Origin of the sequence: Shinella oryzae, assembly GCF_023038235.1 — a bacterium.
Taxonomy (GTDB): Bacteria; Pseudomonadota; Alphaproteobacteria; order Rhizobiales; family Rhizobiaceae; genus Shinella; species Shinella sumterensis.
Genome location: NZ_CP081988.1, coordinates 708,196 through 721,097 on the forward strand (window position 1 = coordinate 708,196; position 12,902 = coordinate 721,097).

Genomic DNA, 12,902 nt, shown 5'->3' on the forward strand with positions numbered 1-12,902 from the left:
ATGACGAAGAGTGGAATGATTGATTGGCCTGGATTATTAATCGGGCGCCGCGCTGGCGGGACTGCCAGCCTGCCGTCCTCGCAGGCAGATGCCCAGAATTTACTCTTGTATTTTTAAACTTACATGTGTATCTGATAATGCGGAGGCTGAGGGTTACGGATTCGAGGCCGCCATGCACCATTCAGGCGGGAGGAGATTTCGCCTGATCCAAGGGAGATCATCATGAAGAGAATCGCCATACTGTTGGCTTGCGCGACCGCGCTTGCCCTGCCCTTCACCGCGACCGCACAGGACGCGGAAGGCACCACCAAGAAGGATGCCTACCGCTTCGTCGTCGTGCCGAAGGTTGTGCATCCCTGGTTCGACAAGGTAAACGAAGGCGCCCAAGCTGCCGCTGCGGCCATCAAGGCCCAGACCGGCTCCAACGTCGAAGTCATCTATTCCGCACCGCAGGCCGCCGACGTGGTTCAGCAGAACCAGATCATCGACAGCGCGCTTGCGACCCAGCCTGATGGCCTGGCGCTCGACCTGCTCGATCCCTCGGGCAACCGCGCCTCGCTCGAAGAAGCGCAGAACCAGAAGATTCCGCTGGTCATCTTCGATTCCGTTCCGCCGGAAGGCATGGCCATCCCTTACATCGGTTCGGATTTCTGCGAGCAGGCGAAGATCGCGGCCCGCCGCCTCGTCGAGGTTCTCGGCGGCGAAGGCGAAGTCGCCATCATGCAGGGTGTTCCCACGGCGCCGAACCACTCGATCCGTGCCGAATGCCACCGCCAAGTCTTTGCCGAACATCCGGGCATCAAGGTCGTCGCCGAAGGCATCGACAATGACAGCATCGAGACGGCCCAGCAGCAGGCTGCAGCCATCATGCAGGCAAATCCGAACCTCAAGGGCTGGGTTGCTTCGGACGCCGCCGGCCCGATCGGCATCGGCCAGGCTATCGTCGAAGCCGGCAAGCAGGGCAAGGTCACGCTCGTCGGTCTCGACAATCTGCCGGAAATGCTCGACATGATCCGTGACGGCGTCGCCGACAGCTCGTCTGCGTCGCAGCCGGAGCTGCAGGGCTATTGGTCCGTCATGCTGCTTTGGGCGCAGGCGACCGGCGCCAAGGTGCCCGGCTATCTCGACACCGGCAACGCCTTCCTGACCAAAGAAAATGTGGGCGGCTGATCCGGGAGGATCGGATGCCTGAGGCGCGGGATTCCCGCGCCTCCTCCATTTCTTACAGGCGCTGAGGTGCCCCATGGCTTATCTTGAAACCCGCGGCCTCGGCCGGGATTTTCCCGGTGTGACCGCGTTGAACGGGGTCGATCTTTCGATCGAACTCGGCCGTACGCATATTCTCGCGGGCGAGAACGGTGCGGGCAAATCCACCCTCGTGAAGATCCTGACCGGTACCGACCGGGCCTCCCGCGGCGATATCCTCATCGACGGCCGCAACCCCGTCGAGGATCCCTCGCTTTACAAGAATGTCGCCTACGTTCCCCAGGAGCTCAATCTGTTTGCGCAGATGAGCGTTGCCGAGAACCTGTTCATGCCGTTCAGCCGGACAGGACATGGCGGCCTCCTGGTCAACCGCGGCGCCCTGGTCGAGGAAGCGCGCGGCTATCTCGAACGCTTCGGCATCGAGGCCGATCCGCGCGAGCTCGTGGCCAACATCTCCGTTTCGGACCAGCAGCTTCTCCAGATTGCCCGCGCCTGCACAAACGCAGACATGAAAGTGCTGATCCTCGACGAACCCACGTCATCCCTGACGCGCGTCGAGGTCGACAGGGTCTTCCGGGTGATCCGTGGCCTGCTCGACCGCGATCACGCCATCGTCTTCATCAGCCACAAGATGGACGAGGTCTTCTCGATCGGTGACGACTACACGGTCCTGCGCAACGGCGAAAAAATCGAAAGCGGAAAGATTGCCGACATTTCCGAAGCCGACCTGATCCGCGCCATGTCCGGCCGCGACATCGCGTTCGAGGAGCACTTCCGTCCGCAGGTGCCGGTCAGCGATACGATCATGACCGTGCGCGGACTTGCCGGGCCGCGCTTCCAGGACATCGACTTCGAACTGCGCCGTGGCGAAATCCTGGGGTTTGCCGGGCTCGTGGGCGCCGGCCGGTCGGAGGTCATGCAGACGATCTTCGGCTTCCTCAAGGCCAAGGCGGGCACGGTCACCGTCGAAGGCAAGCCGTGGGCACTGAACGACACGGCCGCCTCGGTTGATGGCGGCATGCTCTATCTCTCGGAAGAGCGCAAGCATCACGGCATCTTCCCGCTGCTGTCGCTGCGCGAGAACATCGGCATCTCCATCCTGTCGCTGACGAAAGGTACGCTCGGCATCAGCAGCGGACGCGAGCGTGAGGCCGTGCAGAAGATCATCGACGAATACGGTATCCGCACTTCGGGCATGGGCAAGCGCATATCGCAGCTTTCCGGCGGAAACCAGCAGAAGGCCATCATCGGCCGGGCGATGGCGACGCGGCCCCGCGTGCTGATCTTCGACGAGCCGACGAAGGGCATCGACATCCGCACGAAGACCGAGATCTATCGGATCATGAAGGGCCTTGCGGAAGAGGGCGTGGGCGTCATCCTCGTCTCGTCGGAACTGGACGAACTCAAGAAGTGCGCAAGCCGCATCATCACGATGCACCATGGCCGCATCACCGGCGCGTTCGACACCGCCGAAACGAACAATGAAACACTCGTAGGCGCCATCTTTGGCACGGAGGCGAAAGCCGATGCAAACTAAACCCCTGGCACTTCTGACGCGCAGCCCGCTTGCCGGCGTTTTCGTCGCGCTGGCCGTCATCTTCACGCTTTCGGCGCTGATCTCCCCCTATTTCCTGACGCCCTATAACCTGTCCGTCATCGCGCGCGGCCTCGCCTTCGTCGGTCTCATCACGATCGCACAGTCGATGCTGATGGTTCTCGGTGAACTCGATCTCTCGCTCGGCGTGATCGGCGGCCTGTGCGGCGTCATCTCCGGCATCCTCATGGTGCGGCTGGGTGTTGAACCCTATTCTGCGATGCTTCTGGCCGTTCTGCTCGGCGCCACGCTCGGTCTCGTGAACGGCCTGCTCGTAACCATGCTCAGGCTGCATTCCCTGGTACTGACCATCGGCACGGCCGGCATCTTCGGGGGCGCGAACCTGGTGCTGACGCGCGGCGTGGCAATCACGGGCATCCCGAAGGACGTCCAGTATCTCGGCCGCGGTGATGTGCTTGGCATGCCCGTCCCCTTCGTCATCATGCTCGCGGCGCTCGCTGTCGCCACCTTCGTGATGCTGAAGACGCCCTTTGGCCGCTACATGTATGCGATCGGCAACAACCAGGCCGGCGCGCGCATGCTCGGCATCAAGGTCGACAAGGTCCGTCTCCTCGTGTTCGTCGTCGCCGGCGCGATCGCCGCCCTGGCCGGCGTGCTCATGGTCGCCCGTCTCGGCACGGCGCAGCCATCGATCGGCGAGACATGGGTGCTCGCGCCCATCGCGGCCTCCGTCATTGGCGGCGTTGCCACGACCGGCGGCGTCGGCAGCCCGATCGGCGCCATCTTCGGTGCAGGTATTATCGCCATCATCGAGAACATCATCGTATTGTTCGGCGTCTCGCCCTACTGGCAGGGTATCGTCTCTGGCGCGATCGTCGTACTCGCCATTTCCTTCGACGCCATTTCCCGCCGCTATCTGCGTCGCGACGCCTGACGCATCGGCTGCATCGATCTGACGAAAGACAAGAGAATGATTCAGGAAGTCAAAACCAAGAAACTGATCAACGCACCGGAAAACATCATCGCCGAGATGATCGAGGGCATGGTCGGCGCGCATCCCGACATGCTGCGGGTGGAGGGTGAAACCGGACGCGCCGTTGTTGCGGTCGATGGTCCGCGCGACGGCAAGGTCGGCATCGTCGTGGGGGGAGGTTCGGGCCACGAACCGGCTTTCGCGGGCTATGTCGGACGCGGCCTCGCCGATGCCGCCGCCGTCGGCAACGTCTTCGCATCCCCCTCACCGTCGCACATCGTCGAAGCGGCCCGCGCGGTGGATGGCGGTGTGGGCGTGGTGATGCTCTACGGCAATTATACCGGAGACGTCCTCAACTTCACCATGGCCGCGGAAGAGCTGGAGCAGGCCGGCATCGCGGTGCGTCATGTGGCAGTCGCCGATGACGTCGCCTCCGCGCCGATCGAACGCAAATCCGAACGGCGCGGCATCGCCGGCGACTTCTTCGTGTTCAAGATCGCAGGCGCCGCCGCCGATCTGGGCGAGCCGCTGGCCCGCGTCGAGGCGCTCGCGCAGGCAGCAAACGACGCAACCCGTTCGATGGGTGTGGCGCTCAGCCCGTGCTCGCTGCCACAGACGGGCAAACCGAACTTCACGATCGGCGACGATGAGATGGAAATCGGCATGGGGCTTCACGGCGAGCCCGGCATTCGCCGCCAGAAGCTCGCGACGGCGGACGAGGTGACGGACGAACTTGTCGACGCCATCCTCGGGGAACTCCAGGTCGAGGCCGGTCAGCGCGTCGCTGTTCTGGTCAACGGGCTGGGCGCCACCTCACAGATCGAACTCTACGTGATCTTCCGCCGCGTCAAGCAGCGCCTGGACGCGCTTGGCGTCGAAATTCACGCCTCCTGGGTCGGTGAGTACGCCACATCGCTGGAGATGGCCGGCGCATCGGTCACGATGATAAAGCTCGACGATACGCTCCAGGCCCTGCTGGATCATCCGTGCCGCACCCCCGCCCTTGTCGTCGGTACCTTCGAAAAGACGAGCGGTGTCGCATTGCGCACCCGCCAGAGCGCCAAACTGGTCGAAAGCGCGGCCCCTTCTGAAGGAAAACCCGGCGTTCTCGTGACAGAAGGCGACGTGACGCCCGCCATCTTCAAGGCGATGATGGATGCGGTAGGCGAGCAGATCATCGCGGAGAAAAACTGGCTCTCCGAACTCGACGGCGTGATTGGCGACGGTGACCACGGCGTGACGATGGAAATCGGCTGGAGAGCGGTCCAACTGGCGCTCAAGGATGCCCAGGACGACGAAACGATCGAATCCATCTGCAAGCGAATGGCCAAGGCATTTCTCGACGCAGTCGGCGCATCCTCCGGCCCGCTCTATGCCACCGCGTTTCTGCGCGCCGGCACAGCCGTCAGCAACCGTCTCAATCTCGACGGCGCCGGCATGGCCGAATGGCTGATTGCCGCCTGCCAGGGCATTCGCGACCGAGGAAGGGCCGAACCCGGCGACAAGACCATGGTCGATGCATGGGTGCCGGCCGTGGAGGCGGCCGCAAAGGCGGCGGCCAATGGCGGCTCGTCGCTTGACGTGCTGGTCGCGGCAAGAGATGGCAGCGAGGCCGGAATGAAGGCGACCGCCGCGCTGGAATCGCGCCGGGGCCGCTCCGCCAAGCTCGGCGAACGCTCCGTCGGCCATATCGACCCAGGCGCGGCATCGACCTACGTCACCCTGCGCGCCATGACCGCCGCCCTCGAAAAGGCGCGCGGCTGATCGATATCAGCGCGGGCCTTGGAGAAGGGCCCGCGCGACCCCCTCATTCGTGACGAGCCGATTGACATAGCCGGCGCGCAGAATGGCGCGGATGATCGGGATCTTGCGGATACCACCCGACACCAGCACGGAAATCGGCTTGAGCTTGAGCTTCTCCGGCGGGAGCGCAATGATCGACTCGTTCAGGAAGTGATCGATGGGCCGACCTTGAGCATCCAGAAACCAGCCCATGAACTCCCCCACCGCGCCACGTTTCAGGACGGTATCGAGATTATCCTTCACGACTCGAATCTGGGTGAGCGATGTATCCTGCGTCAAAGCCCCGCACGAAACGATGCCCACATCCGCAATCTCCGTTCGCGCGAGGACGTCGGTGAGTTCATCGTTCAACAGGACGGCATCGCGGCTTTCCGGGTTGGCGCAGTAGATGGGCGCGGTCAGATAATGACATTCGATGCCGAGCGCGCGCGCAAACGCCGTCGCGACCTCGAATGTATTCGTCGACGAGCCACTCGTCACACCGCCGGTCAGCCCCACGACCCAGCTTTCGGATCGCGGACGCGCCCGAAGCGCACGGACAGCAAAACTCAGGGTTCGTCCCGACCCGATGCCGACACCCATGTCGCGATCTTCGATGAGCTCGCTGGCAAGCGTCCCGGCCGCCTCGCCGATGACGCGTTTCTGCTCGATGTAGTCGTCGAGGTCCGGCACCACGACCGCGTCGGCGAGACCATAGCGATGGGACACTTCCTCAGCGAGTTCGATGCAATCCGTCAGGGGCAGCGAAACGCTCACCTGAACCGCACCGGAATCACGAACATGGCCGATGATCTTGTTGACCTTCAACCGCGTGATATTCATCCGCTGAGCGATTTCCTGCTGGGTCTGCCCGCCTATGAAGTAGAGCCAGGCGACGCGCGCACGCTCGAGGTCCTCATCCAGAAATCCCGGTTCATTTGGCATTGAGCGGCACACTCCATATCGCGCCTCCTCAAATAACCACTTCACTCTACGCGGGCAACCGTGGTGCGAACAGCAAGCAGGATCAGAAACTTGAAGTGCGCGGGGCAGTCGCAGACGGTTCGCGCAGAATTGCTGGCAAGACGTGTTATGTGACCTTAACGACCGTGCTTGCCCCCAACGAGCCCGTCGTAGGACCAGTGAAACTCAACATCGGGCAATGACGCGGCAAAGTCAGCTTCGACAGCTGGCATTTTTTCGTCGGCAATCCAGTCATCCGACAAGAAGATGCGCCGAATCGATGGTAGCCGTGCGATCCAGTCGAACAGTTCCTCGCGCGTAACCTCCGCATGCAGCCTGGCCCCAAGGTAGACGGTGTGGACGTGCTCCAATTTGGCCGGATCGGGCAACGTGCGAAGCACCTCTTCCGTGTTTACCAGCAGCGTCGAGGCCGCATCATGACGTTCCATTTGTGATGACAAACTCGACCCTCACGAAATTTGGCGTGACCACAGTTTTCGGAACGCCGGCGGACTTGCCGCCGGCATCCTATTCACATTAGAGCACGAGAAAACCCGCGTCGACCGGATCATCGCGGTTTATGGTCCAGGCGGCCGTGCCCAGCATGCCGGCGGTGCCCTTGACGGTGGGGCGCACGGCGCGGACTTCGCCGAGCTTTGTCTCTCCGATCAGGCAGCCTTCGAACACGCCCGATCCCAGCAGGCCTTCAGACGTGATCGTCTGGTTGAGGCTGATCACGCCACGCTTTTCGAAATACGCCATCATTGCCGACGTGCCGGTCCCACCGGGCGAACGGTCGAGCTGGCCTGCCGAGAAAACGTGGACATTCTTGTAGAGGCAGCCCTCGATCGTCGGCTCGTGCCAGAAGGTCACGAAGTTCAGATTGTTGATGTGCGCTTCGGTCGGGTGCTGCACCTTGACCTTCTCGCGGATGGCTTCGCGTGCGATCAGGCCCATGCGCGAGAGCTCGGAACCGTTCTCCGGCGCGATACGCAACGTCGTGTTGCGAAGATCGATGATGCCGAAGTAGTTCCCGCCCCAGACCAGATCGGCCTTGAGGGGGCCGTAGCCCGGCAATTCGAATTCGATGTCCTGCTCGGCAACATAGGCCGGAACGTTCTCGAAACGGGTCCAGAGCACGCGATCACCTTCGTGCGCGACTTCGGCCACGACCAGGCCCGCCGTCGTCTCGAAGCGGATCTTGGTAAGCCCGTCCGGCGAGCGCCGCACCAGGCCGTTTGCGACCATCGCCATTGCGACTGCAATGGTTCCATGCCCGCACATATGCGAATATTCCTTGCCGTCGATATAGATCAGCCCGGCATCGAATTCGGGCGACGACGGCGGTGTAAGAAAGACGCCGAACATATCCGCATGGCCGCGCGGCTCGCGCATCAGCGCCTTGCGCAGCCAGTCGTAGTTCTCTTCAAGAAAAGTACGCTTCTCAAGGATGCTCGAATTGGCCGGATAGGGAATCCCACTGTAGATGATGCACAGCGGCTCGCCTTCCGTGTGGGTATAGATCACGTTATACACGTCCTGAACGCGCATTTTTCTTCTCCTGACGATGTTTGGGTGAATACGTTTAACTTCCGGACAGGAAGTCCAAGCCAATCAGCCAGTCGATCAATATGATCGCTATGGCTGCTGCCAAGATGGTCAGCGACGAGACCGCCGCGATGGAGGGATCGACCGAGTACTGCACGTAGTTGAACAGTTGAACCGGGATCGTGTTCAGGGTCGACGTCGTATTGAAGATCGATAGCTCGACATTGATGAACGACGTGATGAAAGCGAATATTCCACCCGACACCAGTCCCGCCTTGATCTGCGGAAGCGTGACCAGAAAGAAGGTGGACCACGCTGATGCGCCGAGATCACGCGATGCTTCTTCCTGTGACAGCTGGTCGTGGGAAAACAACGGCAGAAGCGTGCGCAACACGAAGGGGGTCACGATGATGACGTGCCCGACCAGCAGTGCCGGAAAGTTCCTTACCAGCCCGATCGACGCACCGAATTGCAGCAAGGCCGCGCCGATCACGATATGCGGCAGGACAAGCGGCGACAGGAGGACGGCGGAAAGCGCTGATTTGCCTGGAAAGGTGTAGCGGGTCATCGCGATTGCGGCCGGTAGAGCCACAAGCATCGCCGCCATCGTCGCCAGGGCGGCAAGACCGGCACTGGTGAGGAAAGAGCGAATGTAGGTCGGGTTCTCCAGGATCACCGCATACCAGGAGAGCGTCAGCCCCTGAGGCGGAAAGGCGAGGAATTTGGTCTCGGTGAGCGACACGCCGATCACCACCACCAACGGCAGCACGAGATAGGCCAGCGTGGTCAGCGCTATGAGACGAATGATCATCTCAGTTTCCCTTCTTTTCGTGCACGCCGATGCGCGTCATCCAGGACGAAATGCCGATAAGGGCCATGGTGAACGTAAGCAGCGTGATGGAAAGCGCGCCGCCATAGTTGAAATCGAAGACAGTCGAGTATTGCTGAAAGGCGAGCATGGCGAGCACGGTGACCTTGCCACCTGAAAGGAGCGCGGGCGTCACATAGGCGCTGATTGCCATCGAAAAGACGATGATGCCCCCGGCCATGACCCCATGCATCGTCAGCGGAAACGTGATGCTGCAGAAGGTGCGGAGGGGTCCGGCCCCCAAATCGCGCGAGGCGTGCTCGAGCGATGGTTCGACGCGGGCGAGCGCGTTGCCGATCGTCAGCACCGTAAACGGCAGAAGGATGTAGACCAGGCCGATGAGGATGCCGGTCTCCGTTCCGAGGAAACGAATGGGACGTTCGATCAGGCCAACTCCCAGCAAGGCGTCGTTGACCAGTCCCGTCCGTCCGAGGAGGACCATCCAGCCGAACGAGCGAACGATGTTGGACGTGAAAAGCGGAAGGATCAGCATGATGACGCATGCCCTGCGCCAGCTGCGCCATTTGACGATGCGCACGAGGTACCATGCCAGCGGATAACCGAGCACGACGCAGATGATCGTGGAGAGAATTGCCAGCCGGAAGGTGACGGCAATGACCTGCCAGTGGTAACCATCCAAGAGCACGCGCCCGTATTGGGAAAGCGTGAACTGCCCGTCCTGCGTCGTCAGCGATGCGACGAAGACGACGCCGAGAGGTATGAGGAAAAAGGCGGTGAAGACGCAGAGCGGAAGCGCCAGCAACCAGAGAAGGGTGAGACGGGAGGTAAACATCTGCCCTACCCTTCCAGGATATGGATGTCGGCCGGATCGAATCCCGCGATGATCTCGACGCCTTCGCGGATGTCGCCGGGCAGGACGCCGTAGCTGCGCGCATGCAACGACCGGTCGCCGGAGACCATATAGATGTTGGACGTGCCGCCAACATATGTGCTCGCCGAAACGGTCGCCGGAAGCGAAAGCCAGCCGTCCGGCAGGCCGTCGGCGCGCGTAAAGACACGAAGGTTCTCCGGACGCAACACGCCATCGAAAGCAGCGTCGCGCGCGAGCGAACGCCCGTCTTTCTGCATTGGCAAGATGTTCGCCTCGCCGATAAAATCGGCGACGAAACGGGTGCGCGGCCGACGGTATATGGTCTCGGGCTCGTCGATCTGTTCGATACGGCCGGCAGACATCACTGCGATCCGGTCGGACATGGCCATCGCCTCATCCTGATCGTGTGTCACGAAGATGAATGTGATGCCGAGCTGGACCTGCAGCTGTTTGAGTTCGATCTGCATCCGTTTGCGCAGCTGCAGGTCCAGTGCAGACAGCGGCTCGTCAAGCAGCAGGAGCTTGGGCTTGTTGACGATGGCGCGGGCGAGCGCAACGCGTTGCTGCTGACCACCCGACATCGCACGCGGGCTGCGCGGTGCCATTGCGGCCAGGCCAACCATTTCCAGCGCCTCTTGCGCCCGCACTTCCGCTTCCTTGCGAGAAGCGCCGGCACGCCGCGGGCCATACGAGACATTCTCCAGAACCGTCATGTGCGGGAACAGCGCATAGTTCTGGAAAACAGTGTTGAGTGGCCGCCGCTCCGGCGGCAACGACGACACATCCTGCCCATCGATGATGATGCGCCCACCGTCGGCCGACATGAAGCCGCCAATAACGCGCAGAAGTGTCGTCTTGCCGCAGCCGGACGGACCGAGCAGAGAAATGAACTCGCCCTGCATGACATCCAGCGACACGCGATCGAGCGCTCGGTGGCTTGAGAAGGACTTCGAGACGTCGTGGATGGCAAGCAGGGTCATTGGCTCAGTTCGCGATTTCGCGGTTCCAACGGTCGGTGACTGCGGGACGCTTGGTGTTGACGTCCGACCAGTCGAAGAGGCGCAGACTTTCGATCGATCCGCCGGCACCCCAAGGCAGCTTTTTCTCCACGTCGGGTGAAAGCGTCACGCCGGTGACAGCCGGACCAAGATAGAGCTTTTCGGCAAGGCAGCTCGCCGCCTCGGCGGTCAATGCGGTGTCGATAAATTGTGCGGCAGCATCGGCATTTTTCGTTCCCTTGACGATATGCATGCGAGCGTCCGTTGCCCACACGCCCTCCTTGGGAACGGTGAAGCCGATCGGAAGGCCGGCGTCGATGAGGTCCCATGCGCCGACGTTGAAATGGGCGCCAATGACGACTTCGTTGCTTTGAAACGCGTTCGATGCCGCGCCCGACGTATCATAGAGCAGACCGGTGTCGAGCGCCTTCAGTTTGGCGAAAGTGGCATCCATGGTTTCGGATTTGTCGCCGAAAGCCCCGGCCAGGAAAATCACGAACGGGACGCCGGCCGAATTGTTGGGCGAAGGGATGGCAACGGCGCCCGCATAGCTCTCGTTCCAAAGCTCTTCCCAGCTCTGGGGCACGTCGCTGACCTCGGACGTGTTGTAGATGAGGCCGAGCGAATAGTAGCCCGCGCTGACAGCGAACGCGTGGTCACCGTTCTTGTAGATCGCCTGCGGCTGAAGGGCGCCGGCATTGGAGAGCTTTTCCAGATCGATCGGCGCCAGAACGCCAGCGGCCTCGGCGATCTCGCTGATCCCGCCATCCATATAGGCGACGTCGATGACCGCTTCGCCAGTCTGCTGCTGCAGCTTGGAAAGCGTCGTCGTGGAATTGCCGATCTCGGCGACGACCTTGATTCCGGTTGCTTTCGTGAAAGGCTGGGCGACACACGCGTCGAATGCTTCACCCCAGTTGCCACCGTAGTAGGCGACCGTAATCGATTGCGGCGTCGTCTGGGCATGGGCTGCATGCGACAGACCGACAAGTGCCGCCGCCGTGCTCATCAATACTTTATTCCACATCTCGTTCTCCGTCTCTGGGGTGGCGCGTTTTGCGCTTGGGATCATTGTCCGGGGAGGACCATAGCAGTAAGAAGACGATCTCTATTGAATAATATGGCCACATGGTTGAACATTATCGACAAAGCTGGACGGACGAGCCTTGACGAAAACACCGGAAAATAGCTTGGAGCTGCGTATCGCCTTCGTCTTGCAGGACAAGTTCACGCTGGCGGCCTTTTCCGGCTTCATAGACGCGCTTCGGCTGGCGGCGGACGACGCGGCCAAAAGCCGGCAGATCCGTGTCGGCTGGAGCGTATACTCGCTGAAGGGGGGCCAGGTTCACGCCAGTTGCGGTCTGTCTGTAACAACGCTGCCAGCCCCGCGCGATCCCACCGGTTATGATTACGTAGCGATTTGCGGTGGCAACAGTTTCGACGATGATACCCCGTCGCCTCAACTGCTCCACCTCATCCGGTCGGCCCACAATCTCGGTATCGGCCTGCTTGGAGTCTGCACGGGAAGTTTCGCGCTTGCCCGAGCAGGCCTGATCGACGCCCGGAGATATTGCATCCACTGGAACGTTCTTGAGGCCTTCAAGAGCCGGTTTCCACGGGCGCAGATCTCCATGGACAGGATTTTTGTCGACGAAGGCGATGTCATCACCTGCGCCGGATCGACCGCGGCCATCGATCTGGCGCTTTATCTCATCGTGCGGCACTGCGGATCGGAACGCGCGCGGCAGGTCATGCGCCACATGATGCTCACATCGATGCGACCGGCAAGCGTACCGCAGGCGCACTTCTTCCAGTTGCCGCCCGATGGAACCGACAGCCGCGTGCGCAAAGCGTTGCATTTCATGGAGCAGCAACTCGACCAGCCGCCGAACAGCCTTGCGATTGCACGGTACTGCGCGATTTCCCACCGCCAGCTTGAGCGCCTGTTCCGTGCAAATCTCAATCAGACGATAGGACAAGCGTTCAGAAGCATGCGGCTAAACTATGGGCGCTACCTTCTATCGGGCGGCTCACTCTCGGTGATGGAGATCGCAAACATCACGGGCTTCGCCGACACGGCGCATTTTTCGCGCGAGTTTCGCAAGGCGTTCGGACAGACGCCCAGCACTTTCCGGGCGTCGTCGAGCCCAAGCAGTGCAGCCTGAAATCGGGCCCCG

Annotated in this window: 12 protein-coding genes; 5 read left to right on the forward strand and 7 right to left on the reverse strand. The window is 61.5% G+C overall.

The window, feature by feature from the left end; all coding sequences use genetic code 11:
• Positions 1-222 precede the first annotated feature (222 nt).
• From K6301_RS19445 to dhaL, 4 genes are all read left to right on the forward strand, one after another.
• Positions 223-1,170 (forward strand): substrate-binding domain-containing protein, encoded by a 948-nt coding sequence (locus K6301_RS19445; protein WP_247222198.1) that lies wholly within the window; start codon positions 223-225, stop codon positions 1,168-1,170.
• A 73-nt stretch (positions 1,171-1,243) separates the two neighbouring features.
• Complete coding sequence (locus K6301_RS19450; protein ID WP_134646524.1) at positions 1,244-2,743, forward strand: sugar ABC transporter ATP-binding protein; 1,500 nt, start codon at positions 1,244-1,246, stop codon at positions 2,741-2,743.
• A complete protein-coding gene (locus K6301_RS19455; protein ID WP_134646522.1) occupies positions 2,733-3,695 on the forward strand; it encodes an ABC transporter permease in 963 nt (320 codons plus the stop codon). Before K6301_RS19450 ends, K6301_RS19455 begins: the two co-directional genes overlap by 11 nt.
• Before the next feature lie 36 nt (positions 3,696-3,731).
• On the forward strand, positions 3,732-5,498 hold the full coding sequence (gene dhaL / locus K6301_RS19460; protein ID WP_247222199.1) for a dihydroxyacetone kinase subunit DhaL: 1,767 nt from the start codon (positions 3,732-3,734) through the stop codon (positions 5,496-5,498).
• A gap of 6 nt (positions 5,499-5,504) precedes the next feature.
• On the opposite strand, the gene K6301_RS19465 is transcribed toward dhaL, so the two are convergent.
• From K6301_RS19465 to K6301_RS19495, 7 genes are all read right to left on the reverse strand, one after another.
• Complete coding sequence (locus K6301_RS19465) at positions 5,505-6,506, reverse strand: sugar-binding transcriptional regulator (RefSeq protein WP_247222200.1); 1,002 nt, start codon at positions 6,504-6,506, stop codon at positions 5,505-5,507.
• Positions 6,507-6,616: 110 nt separating this feature from the next.
• Complete coding sequence (locus tag K6301_RS19470; RefSeq protein ID WP_247222201.1) at positions 6,617-6,928, reverse strand: hypothetical protein; 312 nt, start codon at positions 6,926-6,928, stop codon at positions 6,617-6,619.
• Positions 6,929-7,016: 88 nt separating this feature from the next.
• Positions 7,017-8,030 (reverse strand): proline racemase family protein, encoded by a 1,014-nt coding sequence (locus tag K6301_RS19475; protein WP_247222202.1) that lies wholly within the window; start codon positions 8,028-8,030, stop codon positions 7,017-7,019.
• A gap of 34 nt (positions 8,031-8,064) precedes the next feature.
• Positions 8,065-8,838, reverse strand: coding sequence for an ABC transporter permease (locus tag K6301_RS19480; protein ID WP_134646514.1), 774 nt, complete (start codon positions 8,836-8,838; stop codon positions 8,065-8,067).
• Between the two features lies 1 nt (position 8,839).
• Positions 8,840-9,688 carry an ABC transporter permease gene (locus K6301_RS19485; RefSeq protein ID WP_247222203.1) on the reverse strand — a complete coding sequence of 283 codons (849 nt, stop codon included), beginning with the start codon at positions 9,686-9,688 and terminating at the stop codon, positions 8,840-8,842.
• Between the two features lie 5 nt (positions 9,689-9,693).
• Positions 9,694-10,707, reverse strand: coding sequence for an ABC transporter ATP-binding protein (locus tag K6301_RS19490; RefSeq protein WP_247222205.1), 1,014 nt, complete (start codon positions 10,705-10,707; stop codon positions 9,694-9,696).
• Positions 10,708-10,711: 4 nt separating this feature from the next.
• Complete coding sequence (locus K6301_RS19495) at positions 10,712-11,752, reverse strand: ABC transporter substrate-binding protein (RefSeq protein ID WP_247222206.1); 1,041 nt, start codon at positions 11,750-11,752, stop codon at positions 10,712-10,714.
• Positions 11,753-11,891: 139 nt separating this feature from the next.
• Here K6301_RS19495 and K6301_RS19500 point away from each other — a divergent pair, with 139 nt between their 5' ends.
• The gene (locus K6301_RS19500; protein ID WP_247222207.1) at positions 11,892-12,890 is read left to right on the forward strand and encodes a GlxA family transcriptional regulator; all 999 of its coding nucleotides are present in this window, start codon (positions 11,892-11,894) and stop codon (positions 12,888-12,890) included.
• Positions 12,891-12,902: the final 12 nt, after the last annotated feature.

Bases quoted from the DNA above. Each gene is read 5' to 3' on its own strand.
- K6301_RS19445 (WP_247222198.1), top strand. From the start codon at position 223: ATGAAGAGAATCGCCATACTGTTGGCTTGCGCGACCGCGCTTGCCCTG.
- K6301_RS19450 (WP_134646524.1), top strand. From the start codon at position 1,244: ATGGCTTATCTTGAAACCCGCGGCCTCGGCCGGGATTTTCCCGGTGTG.
- K6301_RS19495 (WP_247222206.1), bottom strand. From the start codon at position 11,752: ATGTGGAATAAAGTATTGATGAGCACGGCGGCGGCACTTGTCGGTCTG.
- K6301_RS19475 (WP_247222202.1), bottom strand. From the start codon at position 8,030: ATGCGCGTTCAGGACGTGTATAACGTGATCTATACCCACACGGAAGGC.
- K6301_RS19485 (WP_247222203.1), bottom strand. From the start codon at position 9,688: ATGTTTACCTCCCGTCTCACCCTTCTCTGGTTGCTGGCGCTTCCGCTC.
- dhaL (WP_247222199.1), top strand. From the start codon at position 3,732: ATGATTCAGGAAGTCAAAACCAAGAAACTGATCAACGCACCGGAAAAC.
- K6301_RS19490 (WP_247222205.1), bottom strand. From the start codon at position 10,707: ATGACCCTGCTTGCCATCCACGACGTCTCGAAGTCCTTCTCAAGCCAC.
- K6301_RS19480 (WP_134646514.1), bottom strand. From the start codon at position 8,838: ATGATCATTCGTCTCATAGCGCTGACCACGCTGGCCTATCTCGTGCTG.
- K6301_RS19455 (WP_134646522.1), top strand. From the start codon at position 2,733: ATGCAAACTAAACCCCTGGCACTTCTGACGCGCAGCCCGCTTGCCGGC.
- K6301_RS19470 (WP_247222201.1), bottom strand. From the start codon at position 6,928: ATGGAACGTCATGATGCGGCCTCGACGCTGCTGGTAAACACGGAAGAG.